General features: G+C 65.7%; 18 protein-coding genes, 1 tRNA gene and 1 pseudogene. 7 read left to right on the top strand and 13 right to left on the bottom strand.

Annotation, left to right across the window (positions count from 1 at the left end; all coding sequences use genetic code 11):
- Positions 1–4: 4 nt before the first annotated feature.
- Positions 5–445: a signal peptide prediction gene (locus tag ABT24_RS03875; protein WP_276726887.1), complete on the bottom strand. Its 441-nt coding sequence runs from the start codon at positions 443–445 to the stop codon at positions 5–7.
- Positions 446–609: 164 nt separating this feature from the next.
- Here ABT24_RS03875 and ABT24_RS15640 point away from each other — a divergent pair, with 164 nt between their 5' ends.
- Positions 610–741, top strand: a complete 132-nt coding sequence (locus ABT24_RS15640) for a hypothetical protein (RefSeq protein ID WP_422125536.1) — start codon at positions 610–612, stop codon at positions 739–741.
- On the top strand, positions 716–2,002 hold the full coding sequence (locus ABT24_RS03870) for a purine-cytosine permease family protein (protein ID WP_276726889.1): 1,287 nt from the start codon (positions 716–718) through the stop codon (positions 2,000–2,002). Before ABT24_RS15640 ends, ABT24_RS03870 begins: the two co-directional genes overlap by 26 nt.
- On the opposite strand, the gene thiD is transcribed toward ABT24_RS03870, so the two are convergent.
- The 8 genes from thiD to ABT24_RS03830 all read right to left on the bottom strand — a co-directional run bounded on the left by thiD (position 1,999) and on the right by ABT24_RS03830 (position 7,438).
- Positions 1,999–2,859 carry a bifunctional hydroxymethylpyrimidine kinase/phosphomethylpyrimidine kinase gene (gene thiD / locus ABT24_RS03865; RefSeq protein ID WP_276726892.1) on the bottom strand — a complete coding sequence of 287 codons (861 nt, stop codon included), beginning with the start codon at positions 2,857–2,859 and terminating at the stop codon, positions 1,999–2,001. The genes ABT24_RS03870 and thiD overlap by 4 nt on opposite strands.
- Positions 2,856–3,518 (bottom strand): thiamine phosphate synthase, encoded by a 663-nt coding sequence (gene thiE / locus ABT24_RS03860; RefSeq protein WP_276726895.1) that lies wholly within the window; start codon positions 3,516–3,518, stop codon positions 2,856–2,858. The genes thiD and thiE overlap by 4 nt, the downstream gene beginning before the upstream one ends.
- Positions 3,511–4,338: a hydroxyethylthiazole kinase gene (gene thiM / locus ABT24_RS03855; protein WP_276726898.1), complete on the bottom strand. Its 828-nt coding sequence runs from the start codon at positions 4,336–4,338 to the stop codon at positions 3,511–3,513. The genes thiE and thiM overlap by 8 nt, the downstream gene beginning before the upstream one ends.
- 59 nt (positions 4,339–4,397) lie before the next feature.
- Complete coding sequence (gene rlmH, locus ABT24_RS03850) at positions 4,398–4,868, bottom strand: 23S rRNA (pseudouridine(1915)-N(3))-methyltransferase RlmH (protein ID WP_276726901.1); 471 nt, start codon at positions 4,866–4,868, stop codon at positions 4,398–4,400.
- A gap of 37 nt (positions 4,869–4,905) precedes the next feature.
- Positions 4,906–5,679 (bottom strand): ribosome silencing factor, encoded by a 774-nt coding sequence (rsfS, locus tag ABT24_RS03845; protein ID WP_276726904.1) that lies wholly within the window; start codon positions 5,677–5,679, stop codon positions 4,906–4,908.
- A 13-nt stretch (positions 5,680–5,692) separates the two neighbouring features.
- The gene (gene nadD, locus ABT24_RS03840) at positions 5,693–6,319 is read right to left on the bottom strand and encodes a nicotinate-nucleotide adenylyltransferase (RefSeq protein WP_276726906.1); all 627 of its coding nucleotides are present in this window, start codon (positions 6,317–6,319) and stop codon (positions 5,693–5,695) included.
- Positions 6,316–7,245: an oxygen-dependent coproporphyrinogen oxidase gene (hemF, locus tag ABT24_RS03835; RefSeq protein WP_276726909.1), complete on the bottom strand. Its 930-nt coding sequence runs from the start codon at positions 7,243–7,245 to the stop codon at positions 6,316–6,318. The genes nadD and hemF overlap by 4 nt, the downstream gene beginning before the upstream one ends.
- Before the next feature lie 117 nt (positions 7,246–7,362).
- Positions 7,363–7,438 (bottom strand) — tRNA-Ala (locus ABT24_RS03830).
- A 153-nt stretch (positions 7,439–7,591) separates the two neighbouring features.
- Here ABT24_RS03830 and ABT24_RS03825 point away from each other — a divergent pair.
- Positions 7,592–8,506: an alpha/beta hydrolase gene (locus tag ABT24_RS03825; protein WP_353743821.1), complete on the top strand. Its 915-nt coding sequence runs from the start codon at positions 7,592–7,594 to the stop codon at positions 8,504–8,506.
- Here the strand turns inward: ABT24_RS03825 and ABT24_RS03820 are convergent.
- The gene (locus tag ABT24_RS03820; RefSeq protein ID WP_276726915.1) at positions 8,490–9,383 is read right to left on the bottom strand and encodes an NAD(P)-dependent oxidoreductase; all 894 of its coding nucleotides are present in this window, start codon (positions 9,381–9,383) and stop codon (positions 8,490–8,492) included. The two genes, ABT24_RS03825 and ABT24_RS03820, sit on opposite strands and share 17 nt — an antisense overlap.
- A 252-nt stretch (positions 9,384–9,635) precedes the next feature.
- Here ABT24_RS03820 and ahpC point away from each other — a divergent pair, with 252 nt between their 5' ends.
- From ahpC to ABT24_RS03800, 4 genes are all read left to right on the top strand, one after another.
- Positions 9,636–10,199 carry an alkyl hydroperoxide reductase subunit C gene (gene ahpC / locus ABT24_RS03815; RefSeq protein WP_013106625.1) on the top strand — a complete coding sequence of 188 codons (564 nt, stop codon included), beginning with the start codon at positions 9,636–9,638 and terminating at the stop codon, positions 10,197–10,199.
- A 152-nt stretch (positions 10,200–10,351) separates the two neighbouring features.
- Complete coding sequence (gene ahpF, locus ABT24_RS03810) at positions 10,352–11,941, top strand: alkyl hydroperoxide reductase subunit F (RefSeq protein WP_276726918.1); 1,590 nt, start codon at positions 10,352–10,354, stop codon at positions 11,939–11,941.
- A 69-nt stretch (positions 11,942–12,010) separates the two neighbouring features.
- Positions 12,011–12,796, top strand: coding sequence for a peroxide stress protein YaaA (yaaA, locus tag ABT24_RS03805; RefSeq protein WP_276727152.1), 786 nt, complete (start codon positions 12,011–12,013; stop codon positions 12,794–12,796).
- The gene (locus tag ABT24_RS03800; RefSeq protein ID WP_276726921.1) at positions 12,793–13,161 is read left to right on the top strand and encodes an arsenate reductase; all 369 of its coding nucleotides are present in this window, start codon (positions 12,793–12,795) and stop codon (positions 13,159–13,161) included. Before yaaA ends, ABT24_RS03800 begins: the two co-directional genes overlap by 4 nt.
- Positions 13,162–13,169: 8 nt before the next feature.
- On the opposite strand, the gene ABT24_RS03795 is transcribed toward ABT24_RS03800, so the two are convergent.
- The 3 genes and pseudogenes from ABT24_RS03795 to ABT24_RS03785 form a co-directional block, all read right to left on the bottom strand.
- Positions 13,170–14,423, bottom strand: coding sequence for a GMC family oxidoreductase N-terminal domain-containing protein (locus ABT24_RS03795; RefSeq protein ID WP_276726923.1), 1,254 nt, complete (start codon positions 14,421–14,423; stop codon positions 13,170–13,172).
- Positions 14,424–14,447: 24 nt separating this feature from the next.
- Positions 14,448–17,183, bottom strand: coding sequence for an aconitate hydratase AcnA (acnA, locus tag ABT24_RS03790; RefSeq protein ID WP_276726925.1), 2,736 nt, complete (start codon positions 17,181–17,183; stop codon positions 14,448–14,450).
- A 14-nt stretch (positions 17,184–17,197) separates the two neighbouring features.
- Positions 17,198–18,649 (bottom strand): annotated as a pseudogene (locus ABT24_RS03785) (bifunctional 2-methylcitrate dehydratase/aconitate hydratase).
- Positions 18,650–18,653: the final 4 nt, after the last annotated feature.

The raw sequence follows: 18,653 nt of genomic DNA, 5'->3' as shown, positions 1-18,653 counted from the left end.
GGGCTTACTGATCATGAGTTTTCGTGAGAAATGGTCCGCCCTTCGCATAGGCTTCCCGCTCGAATCGGTTGGCGAGGTAGGCATCGCGCCCGCGCAGGGTTTGCCACAGGCTCTCCAGCAAATAGGCGGGCCCGAAGAATGGGCCCCAATGCTCGTATTGCCGCACATGCACGCGTTCGTGAGCGCGCAAGCGCTGCATGGCGGGGGCGTCGACCGCGAGGATGACATGCCCCAGAGTGAGGGCGACGAGGCGATGGCGGTTGGGCAGGCGCTGCATCCAGCGAACCAGTTGGCCGCCCGTGCATTCCAGGGTGTGGCCGCTGCGGCGCAGCCGAGCGCCCAGCGCACAGGCGGGTAGGGCGGCGAGCAGGCCGAGCACCGAATAGGGTGCGGCCCAGAGCAGGCGTGCGGCCAAGGTCAGGCGGCGAGTGCGGATCGGGCGCATGGGTGGACACGGGTCAGGCGGCATAGCTTAGCCTTGCTCCGGCGCTGGCGTGGTGCGGCTTGTAGGCGTCATCCTGCCTACAATCGACGCCGTGTCGCAATCCTGCGGCGCAACGCTGGGGGTGCGGGGCTGCGGCAGTAGGCAGCTTCGCTGAGAGAGTCCCTTTGAACCTGATTGAGGTCATCCTCGCGCAGGGAAGCAGGGTGGGCAGCGCGTGCTATGGCGCGCATGGCCCGGCCGGGTTTCTGCGCGAGCACGCAGAAATGGGCCATGGCAACACACACAACTTCAAGTGACGCGGCGCACGCGTCCAATGCCTCGGTTCCCGTGGCGGAACGCATTTTCACCTTCACCGATGCCGCCGCGCTGTGGTTCAGTCTGGGGGTGGGGCTGCTGGTCATGCAGGTGGGCGCGTATCTGCGGCCAGGCTTGAGCCTGCCGCAGGCGGCCGGGGCGATTGCGCTGGGGTCCTTGCTGGGCGCGGGTTTGCTGGCCTGGGTGGCGGGGATCGGCAGCCGGCACGGTCTGTCGAGTTCGGCGCTGATCGGGCGCACGCTGGGGCAGCGCTTCGCCATGCTGCCGGTGGCGCTCAATGTGGTGCAACTGCTGGGCTGGACGGCGTTCGAGCTGGTGATCATGCGCGACGGCACCCGCACCATCGTCGAGCAGGTGTTCGGTGCACGCGGGGCCTGGGTGCCCGTGGTGGCGACGCTGGCCTGGGGCTCGCTGCTGCTGGTGCTGGCCAGCGGGCGGATGATCGGGCTGGTGCGGCGTTTCGTCAGCCGCGCGGCAATGCCGCTGATCGTCGCCTCGCTGCTGTGGCTGAGCTATCAGTTCGGACTCAAGGCCTGGCAACACGGCTTTGCCGCGCTGTGGGCGCAGCCGGGCGATGGTTCGATGAGCTTGCTGGCGGCGGTGGATCTGGTGATCGCCATGCCGGTGTCGTGGCTGCCGCTGGTGGCCGACTATGCCCGCTACGGACGCCACGCCGGCGCCACGGCGCGCGGCACCTGGCTCGGCTATGCCGCGGCGAATATCTGGTGTTACGCCCTGGGCGTGCTGGTCATCAGCGTGTCGCCTGCCGATATCGACATGCTCAGCACCCTGCTGCTGGCTCAGGGCGGATTGATTGCACTGGGTTTCATTCTGGTGGATGAGGTGGACAACGCCTACGGCGACGTGCATTCGGGTGCGGTATCGACCAACTTTCTCAATAGCCGCTGGAGCATTCGTCGTATTGGCATGACCTTGGTGCTGCTGGCCACCGCGGCGGCGTTGGCGCTGCCGATGCACGCGCTTGAGCCCTTTCTGCTCACCCTGAGTTCAATTTTCGTGCCGCTGTTCGGCGTGGTGATCGCGCAGCTGGCACCGGGTTTGCCGCCGCAGAGCAACTGGCGCTGGGGGCCGATGAGCGTGTGGTTACTGGGCATCGGCGTGTTTCAGTTGGGCACGGTCTGGTGGCCGAATTGGGGCTCGGCCCTGCCCAGCCTGGCCTTCACGCTGCTGGCGGCGGGGGTGCTGCGCTGGCGCGAGGCGCGGGCGCCCGCGGCGGCTTAGAGCGGCAGGCGCTTCGTCGCCAAAGGTGCGTGACCGTGGTTGAGCGGGCCGTGGCCGTGGCCGAGTTGCATGTCGGCTCCGGCGAGCAGCGCTTGTCGCACATAGTCCCGACCATGCGCCACGGCATCGGCCAGCGTCTCACCCAGGGCGAGATAACACGCGATGGCCGATGACAGGCTGCAGCCCGTGCCGTGGGTGTTGCGCGTGGGGATGCGCGGCGCTTCCCAGCGCCGCACTTCTCCATCGGGCAGACGCAGCAAGTCGGTGAGCTGCGGGCCGGGCAAGTGGCCGCCCTTGAGCAGCACCGCGCGAGCGCCCAGCACGTGCAGCAGATTGGCCGTGTCTTCCAGCGCGTCGGCGTTTATGGTGCCCAGCCGCAGTAGCCAGGCGGCTTCGTCGAGGTTGGGGGTGATCAGCGTGGCGAGGGGAAAGAGCTCATCAACGAGCCGGTCCACGGTGGATTCGGTGATCAGCTTGTCGCCGCTGGTGGCGACCATCACCGGGTCGAGCACCACATGAGTGAAGCGATGGCGGCGAATGGCCTCGGCCACCACCCGCACCACGCCCACATCGTGCAGCATGCCGATTTTCACCGCATCCACGCCGATGTCTTCGACCACGGCGTCGATCTGCTGCGCGAGCAATTCGGGCGGCAGCGCCTGAATGGCGCGCACGCCTTGCGTGTTCTGCGCCGTGATGGCGGTGATGGCCGTCATGCCATAGCAGCCCAGCGCGGCCATGGTTTTGAGGTCGGCCTGGATGCCGGCGCCGCCGCCGCTGTCGGAGCCAGCGATGCTCAGCACGCGTGCGTAGCGTGCGACGGCAGGGGTGTCTTGCAGGGGTTCGGTCGCGTTCATGAATGGACGAAGGTGGACGAGTCGGTGAGCTGGCGCAAGGCTTGCGCGGCGGCAGCGGGGTCGGGCGCGGCGCACAGCGCCCGCACCACGGCCAAGCCATCGGCGCCTGCGGCCAGCACTTGCGCCGCATTGTTCAGATCAATGCCGCCAATGGCGATCAGGGGCAGATCGGTGAGGGCACGCATCGCCCGCAGCCCTTCGAGGCCGAGTGCGGGGGCGGTGTCTTGTTTGCTCGGGGTGGAAAACACCGGGCTGACGCCGAGGTAATCCACCGGCATGTCGGCCGCCGCGCGCACCTGCTCGGGGTTTTCGACCGACAGGCCGATGAGGGCGTGCGGCATCAACCGTCGCACGTTTTCGGGCGGCAGATCGCTCTGGCCGACATGCACGCCGTCTGCGCCCGCGGCCAGCGCCACATCGAGCCGGTCGTTGATGATCAGCGGCACCCCCAGCGGTGCGAGCAGGGCCTTTAGCGCGCGGGCGCGTTCGACGAAAGGCCGGGTGTCGAGCTGCTTTTCGCGCAACTGCACGCAGGTGGCCCCGCCCCTCACCGCTGCGGCGACCACGGCCTCAACGCCACGCGGGCCGCACAGGGCGGCGTCGGTGACCAGGTGCAGCCGCAGCGCGGCCAGGGGCCAGCGACGGGCAGCTTCAGTCATCGGCTTGCAGGCGCAGCCGGGCGTGGAAGGTTTCGGCGTCCAGAAGTTGCAGGCCGTCGAGCAGGGCGATTTGCAACTGACCGACGCCGCGGCCCTGCGCTTGCACTTGCTCGGCGGCGACTTCGCCGACCACACCGAGATAGGCCATCGCGGCGACGGTGGCGTGAAACGCGTCGGGCTGCACGGCGCAGAAAGCACCGATCAGCGCTGTGGCTGAGCAGCCCACGCCCGTGACTCGGGTCATCCACACATGCCCGTTGGACAGGCGCACATGACGGCCATCGGGCGCGAGGATGTGGTCGGTCGCGCCACTCACGCAGACCACAGCGCCCAGGCGGGCGGCGAGCGTGCGGGCGGTCTGCACCGCGTCGTCCGACGCGGCGGCGCTATCCACGCCGCGGGTGGCCGCCTCCACCCCGGCGACACTGAGAATCTCCGAGGCGTTGCCGCGCAGCACCGTGGGGCTGCCTGCGGCGAGCAACTCGGCAACGGCGCGGTTGCGGTAAGGCGTAGCCCCGGCGCCCACCGGGTCGAGCACCACCGGAATGCCGCGTCCGCGCGCCGTCTGCAGCGCCATGACCATGGCCTCGATCCACTCGGGCGACAAAGTGCCGATATTGAGCACCAGCGCCTGAGCGATGCCGGCCATGTCGCGCACCTCTTCGCGGGCGTGCGCCATCACCGGCGCAGCGCCCAGCGCCAGCAGGGCATTGGCGTTGTAATTCATCACCACGAAATTGGTGATGTTGTGCACCAGCGGTTGTTGCTGGCGCACGGCGAGCACATCGGCCCAGAGAGAGTCGGCGTTAGGGGATGGCATGATTTTGAGCAGCGAAGTCGAGCCCCGATTATCGCCGTGCGCGGCGCGGCGGCAGGCCGTCAGGCGCGGTGATAGGGATGGCCGCTGAGCAGGCTGTGGGCGCGGTAGAGCTGCTCGGCCAGCAGCACCCGCACGAGGCCGTGGGGCAGGGTGAGATCGGAGAGTCGCAGCAAGGTGTCGGCCTTCTGTTTAAGGCGCGGGGCCAGTCCGTCCGCGCCACCGATGACCAGCGCGACATCGCGGCCTTCCTGGCGCCACTGCTGCAAGGCTTCAGCCAGCGCGGCGGTGGTGAGGCGCTGACCGCGTTCATCGAGAGTGACGAGGCGCGCGCCCGCAGGCATGGCGGCCTCGATGCGCTGGGCCTCGCGTTCCATCACCGCTTCGGCACTGATGCTGGAGCTGCGCGCCTCTGCCTTGATCTCCTTGAGCAGCAGGGGCGTTTCAGGCGGCAGGCGCTTGGCGTAGTCGGCATAGGCTTCGTCCACCCAGCGCGGCATGCGCTGACCCACGGCGAGCAGCCAGAGTTTCATGCGGAGCCCGACGGCGGGTCAGCCAGCCGCGAGGCGGTCAAGAAGCCCGCTTTTTGGCCGCAACGCGCTTGGTCGGAGCCGAGGACGCGGCTTTCTTGGCCGCGGGGCGCTTGGCCGCAGCGGCGGTGGTTTTGCGCGCGGCGGGTCGTTTGGCGGCAACCGGTGCCTCAGCAGGCTGTGCCCGCTTGCGGGCCGGAGCCACCGGGGCGGAGCGAGCGCCCGCAGCCGTGCCGACCACGCGGGTCACGCGTTTTTTCTCGGTGCTGGTTTCGCCATACGGCGAGGTGCGCGCGGGGGCGGTTTTCGCCGCGGCCTTCTTGGCGGCCGGACGCTTGCGGGCGACGGTTTTGCTGGCCGCGCTCTTGCGGGCCGCGGTTTTGCGAGCTGGCGCCTTGGTGTCGTCTTCGGGCTTGTCGGGGCGGCTGTCCGGACCCTTGGCGGCCACTTTCGCGCCGACCCGTTTGGCGCCGCCGAGCTTGAGATGCACCGGCTTGGCGCCCCAGAGTTCTTCGAGCTTGTAATACGCACGGATCGCGGGCTGCATGATGTGCACCACCGCGGCGCCGCAGTCCACCAGCACCCACTCGCCGGTTTCTTCGCCTTCGGGGTTGCGCACATCGAATCCGGCGGCTTTCACGCTGTCGCGCACACTGCTGGCCAGCGCGCGCGTCTGGCGGTTGGACGTGCCGCTGGCGACGATGACCCGGTCGAACAGGCTGGTGAGTTCTTCGGTGTTGAACACCTCGATGTCCTGGGCCTTGACGTCTTCCAGAGCGTCGACGATGGTGCGTTGCAGTTTGCGGATATCCATGCTGATGAGTGCGTTATGAGTGCGTGTAAAGGCGATGTTGATCAATGTAGTGTGCCACAGCGGCAGGCGCCAGCCCGGCGAGCGATTCGCCTTGGGCGAGATGGCGGCGGATGCGCGTGGCCGATAGATCGATCTCGGGCATGGACAGGCGGTGCAACTGATGGCCTTGGGCGGTCAGTGCCTCGAGCAGTTCGGACGGCGCCTTGTCGTCGTAGCCCGGTCGCCGCGCGGCGGCCAGATCGACCTCGGACACGATATCTTCCCAGCCGTTCCAGGTCGGGAGGTTGCGCAACTGATCGGCGCCCAGAATGAAGGTGAACGCCGCGTCTGGGTGCGCGGCGCGCAACTCGCGCACGGTGTCGATGGTGTAGCTCGGCCCCTGGCGCTTGAGCTCGATGTCGCAGGCGCGCAGGCCGGTGCGTCCCGCGATGGCGAGATTCACCATGTCCCAACGCTGTTGCGGGCTCGCCGCCAGCGGATCGCGCTGCCAAGGCTGCCCGGCGGGGATGAACCAGACAGCGTCGAGCGCCAACTCGGTGCAGGCGCTCTGCGCGAGTTGCAGGTGCGCGTTGTGAATCGGGTCGAAACTGCCGCCGAGCAAACCGATGCGCCGGGGCGTTGCCGAGGCGGCGCCACTCATGCAGCGGCCCAGTCCCGCGGCTTGAGAAAGGTGTCGTACAGCTGCGCCTCGGGCGAGCCCGCCTCGGGGTGCCAGTCGTAGCGCCACTTCACGATAGGCGGCATCGACATGAGGATGGATTCGGTGCGCCCGCCCGACTGCAGACCGAAGTGCGTGCCGCGGTCCCACACCAGATTGAACTCGACATAGCGCCCGCGGCGGTAGGCCTGGAAGTCGCGCTCGCGTTCGCCGTAGGGCAGGGCGCGACGCCGCTCGACGATGGGCACATAGGCCGGCAGGAAGGCATCACCCACGGCGCGCATCAGGGCGAAACCCTGCTCGAAGCCGCCCTCGTTGTAATCGTCAAAAAACACACCGCCGATGCCGCGCGGCTCGTTGCGATGCTTGAGAAAGAAGTATTCGTCACACCACGCCTTGAAGCGCGGATAGTGGTCATCGCCAAACGGCGCAAGCGCGGCCTGGCAGGTGCGGTGAAAGTGGCGGGCGTCGTCTTCGAAGCCGTAATAAGGCGTGAGATCCATGCCGCCGCCGAACCACGCCACCGGCGCCTGGCCTTCGGGCTCGGCCATGAGCATGCGCACATTCATATGCACCGTCGGCACATAGGGGTTGGTCGGGTGGAACACCAGCGAAATGCCCAGCGCCTCAAACGGCGCTCCCGCCAGTTCGGGCCGGTGCTGCGTGGCCGAAGGCGGCAGCTTGGGGCCGCGCACATGCGAAAAGTTGCAGCCCCCGCGCTCGAGCAGACCGCCAAACTCGATCAGACTGCTGATGCCCTCGCCCTGCAGCGGCGAGTCGGCGGGGCGCGTCCACGTATCGCGGCGAAAGGGCTGACCGTCCGCAGCTTGAAGCGCTTCGAGGATGCGGGCCTGGAGATCGAGAAGGTAAGAGCGGACCTGTTCGGTTTGCATTGCGGCGGTTTGCATGACAGTAAAGCCCGCGCCATGCGCCAGGCTCATTTCAGAAGGTCACAATTCTTTCACGATTGCCGAGCGCCCGACGCGCAAAACAAAAGCCCAGGCGCTGGCCTGGGCTTGGGTGTTTGGTGGACCGAAGGAGGATCGAACTCCCGACCTCTGCATTGCGAACGCAGCGCTCTCCCAGCTGAGCTATCGGCCCGAAAACCAAAATCATAACCGACGCCGGGAAGCGGGATCGATTGCCGGGGGTGGGGTGATTGGTAACGAACGGTATCTCAGGTGGTGAGGTGCGACTTCCCGGCCTACCATCAAGCCGTCATAAATCCGTATTCGAACCCGGTGGGGTGGGATGATGCGTTACGACGCTGCGGTGCTCGACCGCCAATTCAACAATCGTGAGCTGGTGCCCGACTGGGCCGATTATCTCGCGCGCTGGAAGCGCGACTCGCAGGAGGCGCGGTTGAACTGGCCCTGCCTGCTCGATCTGCCGTATGGCGATTCGATTGCGCAGACGCTGGACTGGTTCGCCCCGGCCGCGACGGGGTTGGCGCCCTGTCTGGTGTTCATCCACGGCGGCTGGTGGCGTTCGCTGGACAAGGCTGATCACAGTTTCATCGCGCCGCCGTTCGTGGCGCGCGGAGTGCATGTGGTGGTGGTGAATTACGCGCTTGCCCCCGGGGCGACGTTGCAGCAGATCGTGGGCGATGTGGTGCAGGCGCTGGCGTGGGTCTGGCGCCGGGCGGAAGACTTTGGCGTGGATCGTTCGCGCATCGTGTTGGCGGGGCATTCTGCGGGTGCGCATCTGGCGGCCATGATGCTGGCCTGCCGCTTCGATTGGTACGGCGACGATCTGCCGGCCCAGATTCCGGCGGGGGCTCTCGCGTTGTCGGGGGTGTACGACCTGGAGGCGGTGCGCAAGACGGCGTTTTTGCAGCGCGACCTGAAGCTCACGCAACATTCGGCGCGGGCGATGTCGCCGGCGTGGTTGCCTCCCGCCGGGCCGGCTGCGCTGGCCTTGGCGCTGGGCGCTGACGAGTCTGAGGCTTTTCACGCGCAGGCCCGGTTGATGCACCGCCACTGGCCCGGATCGGGCAAGACGCTGGTCGTTCCGGGCGCGCATCACTTTTCGGCGCTGGACGCGCTGGCGCAGCCGGGGTCTGCGTTGCACAGCCGTCTGTGGGATCTGATCGGGACGCGAGAGCGCGAGCGCGTGAGCGAAACGGCCGACGCTGCCAACACAGCGCAAGACCTCACTCCGGCCGATTGAGCCCGTCCTGTTGCGACTCCAGCGCCCGCAGCAGGCTGGAGGTGTCGTCCCGTCCCCACCCGGATTTCATCAGCGCATCGAGTTGGCGCTGTACCTGTTCCAGTGCGGGCAGATGCAGCCCGGCGGCCTGGGCCGATGCGGCGATCAGGCCGAAATCCTTGGCGTGCAACCGGGCTTCGATGCCCGCGGCGAAATCGCGCTGCGCCATTTTCGGGCCCATCAGATCCAGCATGCGGCTGCCGGCAAAACCTGTGGAAATGGCGCCGAGCACCGCGTGGGCGTCCACGCCTTGCCGCGTGGCATAAAGCAAAGCCTCGGCGATGGCTTCGATGGTGACGACCTGAATGAGTTGATTGCAGGCCTTGGCCACCTGGCCGCTGCCGCTGGGCCCGACGTGGCGCACGTTTTGGCCGAGGGCGCGCAGCAAGGGCAGGGCGCGGGCGAAAACCCCGGCATCGCCGCCGACCATGATGCTCAGGCTGGCTTGCTTCGCGCCGTTCACGCCGCCCGACACGGGGGCGTCGAGAAAATGCAGCCCGGCGGCCTGCAGGGCCTGCCCGATTTCACGCGCCCCTTCCGGTGAGATGGTGCTGTGGTCGACGCACACCGCGCCGGGCTGTGCGCCGTGCAAAGCACCCTCCGGGCCGCAGAGCACGTTGCGCACGTCTTCTGTCGAGGTGACGTTGGTGAAAATGAACTCGGCGCCGCGCGCGGCCTCTGCCGGGCTGGTGCAGAGGTGAACGCCCAGCTCGGCCGCGGCAGCGCGGCTGCTGTCGCTGCGGGCATAGGCTTTGGCGCTGCAGCCCAGTTGCAGCAAATGGCCCAGCATGGGCGCACCCATGGCACCCAGGCCGATGAAAGCAATTGAAGTCGTCATGTCGGACCAGTTAGAGTTTGGTTTGCCTTTTGCTTCGCGGCCTCAAAATATCGGCAAAGGTGGACGAAAGGGCGAGCGGCATAAGCAAGGATAAGGAAGGCATAGGGGCCTTCTATAGCCTGAATTGAAAGTGTCCATTGGACGTTCAGGGACGCGTTCTCTACAGTGTGCACTGCAACATAAATGAAGGTAAAACCTTCTCTACAAGGTCGGCGACAGCCGAACGTCAACAGCAACCTCAAGGAGTTTCACATGTCTTTGATCAACACTGAAGTCAAACCTTTCAAGGCCACCGCTTTCCAGAATGGCAAGTTTTTCGACGTGACCGAGGCCAGCCTGAAGGGCAAATGGTCGGTCGTGGTGTTCTACCCCGCCGACTTCACCTTTGTCTGCCCGACCGAGCTTGAAGACCTGGCCGACAACTACGACACTTTCAAGGCTCTTGGGGTGGAAATTTACAGCGTTTCGACGGATACGCATTTCGCCCACAAAGCCTGGCACGACACCTCCGAAGCGATCAAGAAGGTGAACTATCCGATGATCGGCGACCCGACCGGCGCGCTGACCCGCAACTTCGATGTGATGATCGAAGAAGAAGGCCTGGCGCTGCGCGGCACCTTCCTGATCAACCCGGAAGGCGTGATCAAGCTGTGCGAAATCCACGACAACGGCATCGGCCGCGACGCCAAGGAACTGCTGCGTAAGGTGCAGGCCGCGCAGTATGTGGCCTCGCATCCGGGCGAAGTCTGCCCGGCCAAGTGGAAGCAAGGCGCGGCCACGCTCAAGCCTTCGCTGGATCTGGTCGGCAAGATCTGATTTTCAGCCCCTCGTAGAGCCTGGCCCAGTAGTCAGTAGTCTTTGGGTCAGGCCGCGTCTCTTTGAATCGGCACGCGGCGCACGGCAATCTGCCGGGCAAAACAACAGCCTATTGCCGCCCGACCCTCACCTGCACCCCGAAGGAGCACGCCATGCTCGACGACACCCTGCTTTCCCAACTCAAGGCTTACCTGGAGCGCGTCTCTCAGCCGTTCACGCTGGTCGCCTCTCTGGACGATAGCGAGAACGCGGCGCAGATGCGCACCCTGCTGGAGCAGATCGCGAGCCTGTCCGACAAGATTTCGGTGCGATTCGACGGCACCGACGCGCGGCGCCCGTCCTTCGCTCTGGAGCGTGTCTCGGGCCAGCCGCAGCATTTGCGGTTTGCCGCGATTCCGCTGGGCCATGAATTCACCTCGCTGGTGCTGGCGTTGCTGTGGACCGGCGGCCATCCGCCCAAGGTCGAGGCCGAGACCCTCGAAGCGATTCGCCAGCTCGACGGCGACTATCGCTTCGAGGTGTATATGTCGCTGAGCTGCCATAACTGCCCGGACGTAGTGCAGGCGCTCTCGCTCATGGCGGTGTTCAACCCGCGCGTGCAAACAGTGGTGATCGACGGTGCGCTGTATCAGAGCGAGGTCGAGTCGCGGCAGATTATGGCGGTGCCCACGGTGTATCTCAATGGCGAGCTGTTCGGCAGCGGGCGCATGGATGTGGAGGAGATCGTCGCCAAGCTCGACAGCGGCTCTGCGCAGCGCGACGCCGCCAAGCTCAACGCCAAAGCGCCTTACGACGTGCTGATTGTGGGCGGCGGCCCCGCTGGCGCGGCGGCTGCGGTTTACGCGGCGCGCAAGGGCATTCGCGTGGGGCTGGCAGCCGAGCGTTTCGGCGGACAGGTCAACGACACATTGGCGATCGAAAACTACATCTCGGTGCTGGAAACCGATGGCCCGAAATTCGGCATGGCGCTCGAAGCGCATGTGCGGCAATACGGCGTGGAGATTCTCAATCAACAGCGCGCCGAAAAGCTCATTCCCGCGGAGCACGAAGGTGGGTTGATCGGTGTGCAGTTTGCCCATGGCGGCCGCCTGCAGGCGCGCAGCGTCATCCTCTCCACCGGCGCGCGCTGGCGCAATGTGAACGTGCCGGGCGAAGCCGAGTACCGCAACAAGGGCGTGGCGTACTGCCCGCATTGCGACGGCCCGCTGTTCAAGGGCAAGCGGGTGAGCGTGATCGGCGGGGGCAACTCGGGCGTGGAAGCCGCCATCGATCTGGCGGGTCTGGTGGCGCATGTCACTCTGCTGGAATTCGCGCCCGAGCTACGCGCTGACGCGGTGCTGGTGAGCAAGCTGCGCAGCCTGCCCAACGTCACCATTCACACCAACGCGCAAACCACCGAAATCACCGGCGACGGCAGCAAGGTCAACGGCCTCACCTATACCGACCGCGCCAGCGGCGCCAGCCATCATCTGGAGTTGGAGGGCGTGTTCGTGCAGATCGGCCTGGTGCCCAACACCGAGTGGCTCAAGGGCGTGGTCGAACTCAGCCGATTCGGCGAAATTGTGGTGGATGCCAAAGGCCAGACCTCGGTGCCCGGCGTCATGGCGGCGGGCGACGTGACGACCGTGCCCTACAAGCAGATCGTCATCGCCGCGGGTGATGGCGCCAAGGCCGCGCTCAGCGCCTTTGACTATCTCATCCGCACCCCGGCGCCGCAGATGGCCGAAGCCGTGGCCGCCTGATGGGATAACTGCGCGGGGCAGGCCGTCGATACACTTGTGCAGCACTCTGACTTTGTGAGAACCGACATGCTGTTGATGGTCCTGTCCCCCGCCAAATCGCTCGACTACACCACCCCGCCCACGACGTCCATCGCCACCCAGCCGCAGTTCACCCTGCAGGCCAAGGTGCTGGTGGACGGTCTGCGCAAGCAAAGCCCGCAGCAGCTCAGCGCGCTCATGGGCATTTCCGACAAGCTCGCCGCGCTCAACGCCGCACGCTTTGCCGAATGGCAGCCCAGCTTTACCCCGCAAGACAGCAAGCAGGCGGTGTTGGCATTCAATGGCGATGTGTACGAAGGGCTCGATGCCCGCAGCCTGAGTGAAGCCGATCTGCAATGGGCACAGCAGCATCTGCGCGTGCTCAGCGGGCTTTACGGCGTGCTGCGCCCGCTCGATCTCATGCGGCCCTACCGCCTGGAGATGGGCACGGCCTGGCCCAACGCCAAGGGCAAGGATTTGTACGCCTACTGGGGGACGCAGATCACCGAAAACCTCAACGCCGAATTGGCTGGCGGCAAGGGCGAGCCGGTGCTGGTGAATCTGGCTTCCGACGAATACTTCCGCAGCGTGGATCGCAAAGCGCTCAAGGCGCGCGTGGTGCAGCCGGTGTTTCAGGACGGCACGCCGCAGACTGGCTACAAAATCGTGAGCTTTTACGCCAAGCGTGCGCGCGGGCTGATGGCGCGCTATGTCATTGAGCATCGCTTGATTCAGGTGGATGCGCTCAAGGCGTTCGACAGCGACGGCTACCGCTTCGTGCCCGAGGCCTCCAAGATCGATCAGTGGGTTTTCCGCCGCGACAAGGTTTCCGCATGAACGCATCGCCGGTTTTAACGGTTTACGGTTTGAGCCAGTGCGACACCGTCAAGCGGGCGCGGCAGTGGCTGCAGGCGCAGGGCGTGGATTTTCAGTTTGTCGATTTCAAGAAAACCCCGCCCACTGCCGCGCAGATCTCAGCCTGGGCCGAGACCGTCGGCTGGGAGGCGCTGCTGAACAAGCGCGGCACCACCTGGCGCAAGCTCGATGCGGCTACGCAGGCCCGCGTGGTCGATGCGCCCAGCGCGGTGGCGGTTCTGGCGCAGCATCCCAGCGCCATCAAACGGCCCGTGGTCGAGACGGGCGGGCAGCTTCTGGTCGGGTTTGACGAAGCCGCCTGGCGCGCCGCGCTATCCCGTTTTTGAAGCTTTTCTCATAACAAACGCCGGGCGAGTTCACTGCCCAGCGCCAGCAGGGTGAGGGTGGGCGGCAGCCCCCAGGGCTCGGGAATGACCGAGGCGTCGCACACATGCAGATTCGGGCTGTGGCAACTCAGGTTTTCGTCGAGCATCTCGCCCAGACGCACGCTGCCACCGGGGTGCGCCGCCACCCAGGGCGACACATAAGGCCTGCCCGAACCGGCGGCCTTCAGCACCGCGCGCGCCTGCTCCACGCCCGCGCGCATTTTCAGCCGATCGCCCGGCCCGAAGCGCCGCCAGGGGCGCCCGTGCGGGTCGATGCGGCCTTCGATGTCGTCGCGGATTTTCACCATGATCATCGCCGTGTGGCCGTAGCTGAGCAACTGATCGGGCCGACCGGCCGCCCAAGTGAAGGCGCGGAAAAAATTGGCCGGAACCGTGATGTCCGACAGCATGTAGCCCGCGTCAGCGTTGAAATAACCCGCCGACATGGAGATGTCGTGCGCGCGTCGCGGGGCCGACACATGGCCCATGACAATGCGCAGCGGGTCGCAGAAAAAACCGTCACCCGCCTGCTCCACGCCGCTGTGCTGCAGGATGGCCGGGCTGGCAATGCCGCCGGCGCTCAGAATGATCCGTCCCGCGCGGAAGATTTGCGCCGCGCCGCCCTGGTGTTGCGCTTGCACCCCGATGGCCCGGCCCTGGTCGAACAGCACGCGCGTGACCCGAACGCCGGTCTGCAGATCCGCGCCGTGGCGGATCGCCTGCTGCAACAGCGTCTGCGCCGACCAGAAGGCCTCCGGCGGGCAGATGCCCTGTGCGCAGCGCGATTGGTCGATCATCTTGGGCAACGGCTGCCAGGGCAGACCCAGAGACTCTCCAGCCTGCATCAGCAGGGAAGGAATCGGCGTGAGCAGATCGTCACGCAAAGGGGCATGCGGCAGTTCGGACTGCACCCGTTCGAGCGCGGCGGCAAGGTCGATGCCGTGACGGGCAAACATCGCCAGCGGCGGAGGCGTGGCGGTGTGATAGAAGGTGACCGATCCGCCGCCCACCCGCAGGCTGCGCAGCAGCACCACACCGGGCGCGATGTGCATCGCCTCTTTGCGGCGCAGGAGTTTGAGCAGATTGGTGCCGGGAGGCGGCCCCGAGCCCTGTTCCAGAATGCGCACCCGCGCACCAGCGCGGGCCAGATCGCGCGCCACCATGGCGCCCGCCGGGCCCGATCCGACCACGAGAACGTCGGGGATCGGTGCGGCGTCTGTCATGCGGGTGCGCTGTGGCGAGAGCGCTTAGGCCGCCAGCAGCTGCCGCAGCACGAAGGGCAGGATGCCGCCGTTGCGGTAGTAATCGACCTCGATCGGCGTGTCGATGCGCAGCTTGAGCTTGACCTGCTGCTTGCTGCCGTCCGCCCGGGTGATGGTCAGCTGGGCGTCCTGCTGCGGCCGTAGGGTATCGCCCAGATCGATGGCGAAGGTCTCGTCGCCCTTGATGCCCAATGACTCCCACGAATCATTGCCGAGGAACTGCAGCGGCAACACGCCCATGCCCACCAGATTGGAGCGGTGGATGCGCTCGAAACTGCGCGCCACCACAGCCTTCACTCCCAGAAGCTGAGTGCCTTTGGCCGCCCAGTCGCGGCTGGAACCCGTGCCGTATTCCTCGCCAGCGAAGATGACCGTGGGCGTGCTTTCGGCGATGTACTGCATCGCGGCATCAAAGATGAACATCTTCTTGCCAGAAGGCTGGAACAGGGTCACGCCGCCTTCTTCACGCGAGCCGTCGGCCCCGGCCGGAATCATCAGATTCTTGATGCGCACATTGGCGAAGGTGCCGCGCATCATCACCTCGTGGTTGCCGCGGCGAGAGCCGTAGGAGTTGAAGTCGGCCTTGAGCACCCCGTTGGCCTGCAGCCATTGCCCGGCGGGCGAGGTTTCCTTGATCGGGCCTGCGGGCGAGATGTGATCGGTGGTCACCGAGTCGCCGAACAGCGCCAGCGCGCGTGCGCCCTGCACCTGCAGCGATGTGGCCGCAGGCTGCATGCCGAACCCGGCGAAGAACGGCGGTTCGGCGATATAGGTGCTCTTGGGCCAGTCGTATACCTGCCCCTTGACGCCTTCGATCTTCTTCCACAGCTTGCCCGGCTGCGTGGCGACCTGCGCGTAGTTCTCGCGGAACACCTTGGGGTTCATGGCGAACTTCATCAGCTTGTCGATTTCTTCGCTGCTCGGCCAGATGTCGCCCAGATAGACCGGCTTGCCGCCCTTGCCATAGCCCACGGGTTCGGTCATCAGGTCGCGGCGCACCGTGCCGGCAATGGCATAGGCCACGACCAGCGGCGGGCTGGCGAGGAAGTTGCCCTTGATATTGGGGTGGATGCGCGCTTCGAAGTTGCGGTTGCCCGACAGCACAGCGGTACACACCAGATTATTGGCGGTGATAGTGGACTCGATGTCGGGCGCGAGCGGTCCGGCATTGCCGATGCAGGTGGTGCAGCCGTAGCCCGCAAGGTAGAAGCCCAGCTTTTCGAGGTAGGGCAGCAGGCCGGCCTTTTCGAGATATTCCGTCACCACGCGCGAGCCGGGGGCCAGCGAGGTTTTGACATGTTTTTTCACCTTCAACCCGGCTTCGACGGCCTTTTTGGCGAGCAGCCCGGCGGCCAGCAGCACGCTGGGGTTGGAGGTGTTGGTGCAGGAGGTAATGGCGGCGATGAGCACGTCGCCATCGGCGATGTCGATGCCTTCACTGGTTTTGAAGGTGCGGCTCAGGCGGTCTGCAGGCTGGTTGAAGCCGTTGTCGGCCACCGGCGCCGAAAACAGTTTGTCGAACTGGTGGCTGACTTCGCTCAGCGCAATGCGGTCTTGCGGCCGTTTGGGGCCGGCCAGCGAGGGCTCGACCGTACCGAGATCGAGGGTGAGGGTCTGCGAGTAATCGATCTGCCCGGCCTTGGGCACGCCGAACAGCTTTTGCGCCTTGAAATAGGCCTCGAACAGCTCGATTTCGCTTTTGGTTCGGCCGGTGCCCTTGAAGTAGTCGAGGGTCTTGTCGTCCACCGGGAAAAAGCCCATGGTCGCGCCGTATTCGGGAGCCATATTGCCGATGGTGGCGCGGTCGGTGACCGACAGGCTGGCCGTGCCTTCGCCGAAGAATTCGACGAACTTGCCGACCACCTTGGCCTTGCGCAACATTTCGGTGAGGGTGAGCACCAGATCCGTGGCGGTGACGCCGCCGCGCAGCTGGCCCTTGAGTTCCACGCCTACCACGTCGGGGGTGAGGAAGTAAACCGGCTGACCGAGCATGGCGGCTTCGGCCTCGATACCGCCCACGCCCCAGGCCACCACGCCGATACCGTTGATCATGGTGGTGTGGCTGTCGGTGCCCACCAGGGTATCGGGGTAGGCGACGCCGTCCTTGGTTTGATGCACACCGCGGGCGAGGTATTCGAGGTTGACCTGGTGCACGATGCCGAAGCCCGGCGGCACGACGCCAAAGGTGTCGAACGCCTGCATGCCCCACTTCATGAACTGGTAGCGCTCGCGGTTGCGCTGGAACTCGATCTGCATGTTCAGGTCGAGCGCCTTTTTGGTGCCGTAGTTGTCTACCATGACCGAGTGATCGACCACCAGATCGACTGGCACCAGCGGTTCGATGGACTTGGGGTTTTTGTGTTGTTGCGCGGCGGCGTTGCGCATCGCGGCCAGATCGACCAGCAGCGGCACGCCGGTGAAGTCTTGCAGCACCACGCGGGCGACGACGAAAGGAATTTCATCGGTGCGGGCGGCGTTGGGCTTCCAGTTTGCGACCTGTTTCACATGCTCGGCGCTGACTTTCTTGCCGTCGCAGTTGCGCAGCACCGACTCCAGCACGATGCGGATGGACACCGGCAGCCGAGACAGATCCGTGCCCAGTTCTTTGGCGAGTTGCGGCAGGGAATAGAACGATGCGGACTTGCCCGAAGCGGTCTTGAAGGTCTTGCGCGTTTTGGCGTAGGCGTGGGCGGGCGCGGCGCTGGCGGGTTTGGTGGGCATGGAGGTCTCCGAGGTCAGATGACGTACAGATCAACGTAGTCGTGCACAGGCATGGATTCGAGCAAGTTCTGATCCAGCGACACGTCGAGAATGGCTTTTTGTTGTTTGCCCGGAAAGCGCCGTGCCAGGTTGGTGCGGAACTTGGCTTCGAGCAGAGGGATGCCGTCGGCGCGTCGGCGCTTGTGGCCGATGGGATATTCCACGGCCACCTCGGGCAGCACCGAGCCGTCCTTCAGGGTCACGGTCAGGGCATTGGCGATGGACCGCTTTTCCGGGTCGTGGTCGTCGCGGGGGAATTGCGGGTCTTAGACGCAGACGATTTTTTCGCGTAGGGCATCGATGCGCGGGTCGGCGGCGACCGTGTCTTCGTAATCGCCCGCAGTGAGGCGGCCGAACAGCAGCGGCACCGCCACCATGTATTGAATGCAGTGGTCGCGGTCGGCCGGGTTGTTCAGCGGGCCCTTCTTGTCGATGATGCGGATACAGGCCTCATGCGTGCGGATGACGATGCTGGCGATGTCTTCCGGGCTCTTGCCCGCAGCGCGAAGTTGCTGGTGCAGCGTCATGGCCGCCTCCACCGCAGTCTGGCTGTGGAACTCGGCCGGGAAGCTGATCTTGAACAGCACGTTTTCCATCACATAGCTGCCATAGGGGCGCTGGAACTTGAACGGCTGGCCGCCGAAGCTCACGTCGTAAAAGCCCCAGGTCTTGGCGGTGAGCACGCTGGGGTAGCCCATTTCGCCGGTCTTGGCGATGAGCGCCAGACGCACGCCGCGGCTGGTAGCGTCGCCCGCGGCCCAGCTCTTGCGGCTGCCTGTGTTGGGCGCGTGACGGTAGGTGCGCAGGCTCTGCCCATCCACCCAGGCCAGCGACACGGCGTTGATGATTTCGTCACGCGACAGACCCAGCATGCGCGCGACCACGGCGGTGGTGGCCACCTTGACCAGCACCACATGATCGAGGCCGACCTTGTTGAAGCTGTTTTCCAGCGCGATCACGCCCTGGATTTCATGCGCCTGGATCATGGCGGTGAGCACGTCGCGCATGGTCAGCGGCGGCTTGCCCGCGGCCACGGCGTTGCGGCTGAGCCAGTCGGCCACAGCCAGGATGCCGCCCAGATTGTCGGACGGGTGGCCCCATTCGGCCGCCAGCCAGGTGTCGTTGAAGTCCAGCCAGCGGATCATTGCGCCGATATTGAACGCGGCCTGCACCGGGTCGAGCTGGAACTGGGTGCCGGGCACCTTGGCGCCGTGCGGCACCACGGTACCGGGCACGATGGGGCCGAGCAGCTTGGTGCAGGCCGGGTATTCCAGCGCTTCCAGTCCGCAGCCCAGGGTGTCGATCAAACAGTTTCGCGCCGTGGAATACGCCAGTGCGCTTTGCAGATCGGTTTTGAGGACGTAGTCGGCTATGTCAGCCAGAACTTGATCGGGGGCGGGGCGGACGTTGGAAATCGCTGAGGACATGGAT

It is taken from the genome of Thiomonas sp. SCN 64-16, from assembly GCF_001725585.1.
Taxonomy (GTDB): domain Bacteria; phylum Pseudomonadota; class Gammaproteobacteria; order Burkholderiales; family Burkholderiaceae_C; genus Thiomonas; species Thiomonas arsenitoxydans.
This window is presented reverse-complemented; position numbering and strand designations above follow the sequence as displayed.

What these genes read in the sequence shown, in the direction of transcription:
- ABT24_RS03875 (WP_276726887.1), bottom strand. Translation starts at nt 445, where the DNA reads ATGCGCCCGATCCGCACTCGCCGCCTGACCTTGGCCGCACGCCTGCTC.
- ABT24_RS03870 (WP_276726889.1), top strand. Translation starts at nt 716, where the DNA reads ATGGCAACACACACAACTTCAAGTGACGCGGCGCACGCGTCCAATGCC.
- thiD (WP_276726892.1), bottom strand. Translation starts at nt 2,859, where the DNA reads ATGAACGCGACCGAACCCCTGCAAGACACCCCTGCCGTCGCACGCTAC.
- thiE (WP_276726895.1), bottom strand. Translation starts at nt 3,518, where the DNA reads ATGACTGAAGCTGCCCGTCGCTGGCCCCTGGCCGCGCTGCGGCTGCAC.
- thiM (WP_276726898.1), bottom strand. Translation starts at nt 4,338, where the DNA reads ATGCCATCCCCTAACGCCGACTCTCTCTGGGCCGATGTGCTCGCCGTG.
- rlmH (WP_276726901.1), bottom strand. Translation starts at nt 4,868, where the DNA reads ATGAAACTCTGGCTGCTCGCCGTGGGTCAGCGCATGCCGCGCTGGGTG.
- rsfS (WP_276726904.1), bottom strand. Translation starts at nt 5,679, where the DNA reads ATGGATATCCGCAAACTGCAACGCACCATCGTCGACGCTCTGGAAGAC.
- nadD (WP_276726906.1), bottom strand. Translation starts at nt 6,319, where the DNA reads ATGAGTGGCGCCGCCTCGGCAACGCCCCGGCGCATCGGTTTGCTCGGC.
- hemF (WP_276726909.1), bottom strand. Translation starts at nt 7,245, where the DNA reads ATGCAAACCGCCGCAATGCAAACCGAACAGGTCCGCTCTTACCTTCTC.
- ABT24_RS03825 (WP_353743821.1), top strand. Translation starts at nt 7,592, where the DNA reads ATGCGTTACGACGCTGCGGTGCTCGACCGCCAATTCAACAATCGTGAG.
- ABT24_RS03820 (WP_276726915.1), bottom strand. Translation starts at nt 9,383, where the DNA reads ATGACGACTTCAATTGCTTTCATCGGCCTGGGTGCCATGGGTGCGCCC.
- ahpC (WP_013106625.1), top strand. Translation starts at nt 9,636, where the DNA reads ATGTCTTTGATCAACACTGAAGTCAAACCTTTCAAGGCCACCGCTTTC.
- ahpF (WP_276726918.1), top strand. Translation starts at nt 10,352, where the DNA reads ATGCTCGACGACACCCTGCTTTCCCAACTCAAGGCTTACCTGGAGCGC.
- ABT24_RS03800 (WP_276726921.1), top strand. Translation starts at nt 12,793, where the DNA reads ATGAACGCATCGCCGGTTTTAACGGTTTACGGTTTGAGCCAGTGCGAC.
- ABT24_RS03795 (WP_276726923.1), bottom strand. Translation starts at nt 14,423, where the DNA reads ATGACAGACGCCGCACCGATCCCCGACGTTCTCGTGGTCGGATCGGGC.
- acnA (WP_276726925.1), bottom strand. Translation starts at nt 17,183, where the DNA reads ATGCCCACCAAACCCGCCAGCGCCGCGCCCGCCCACGCCTACGCCAAA.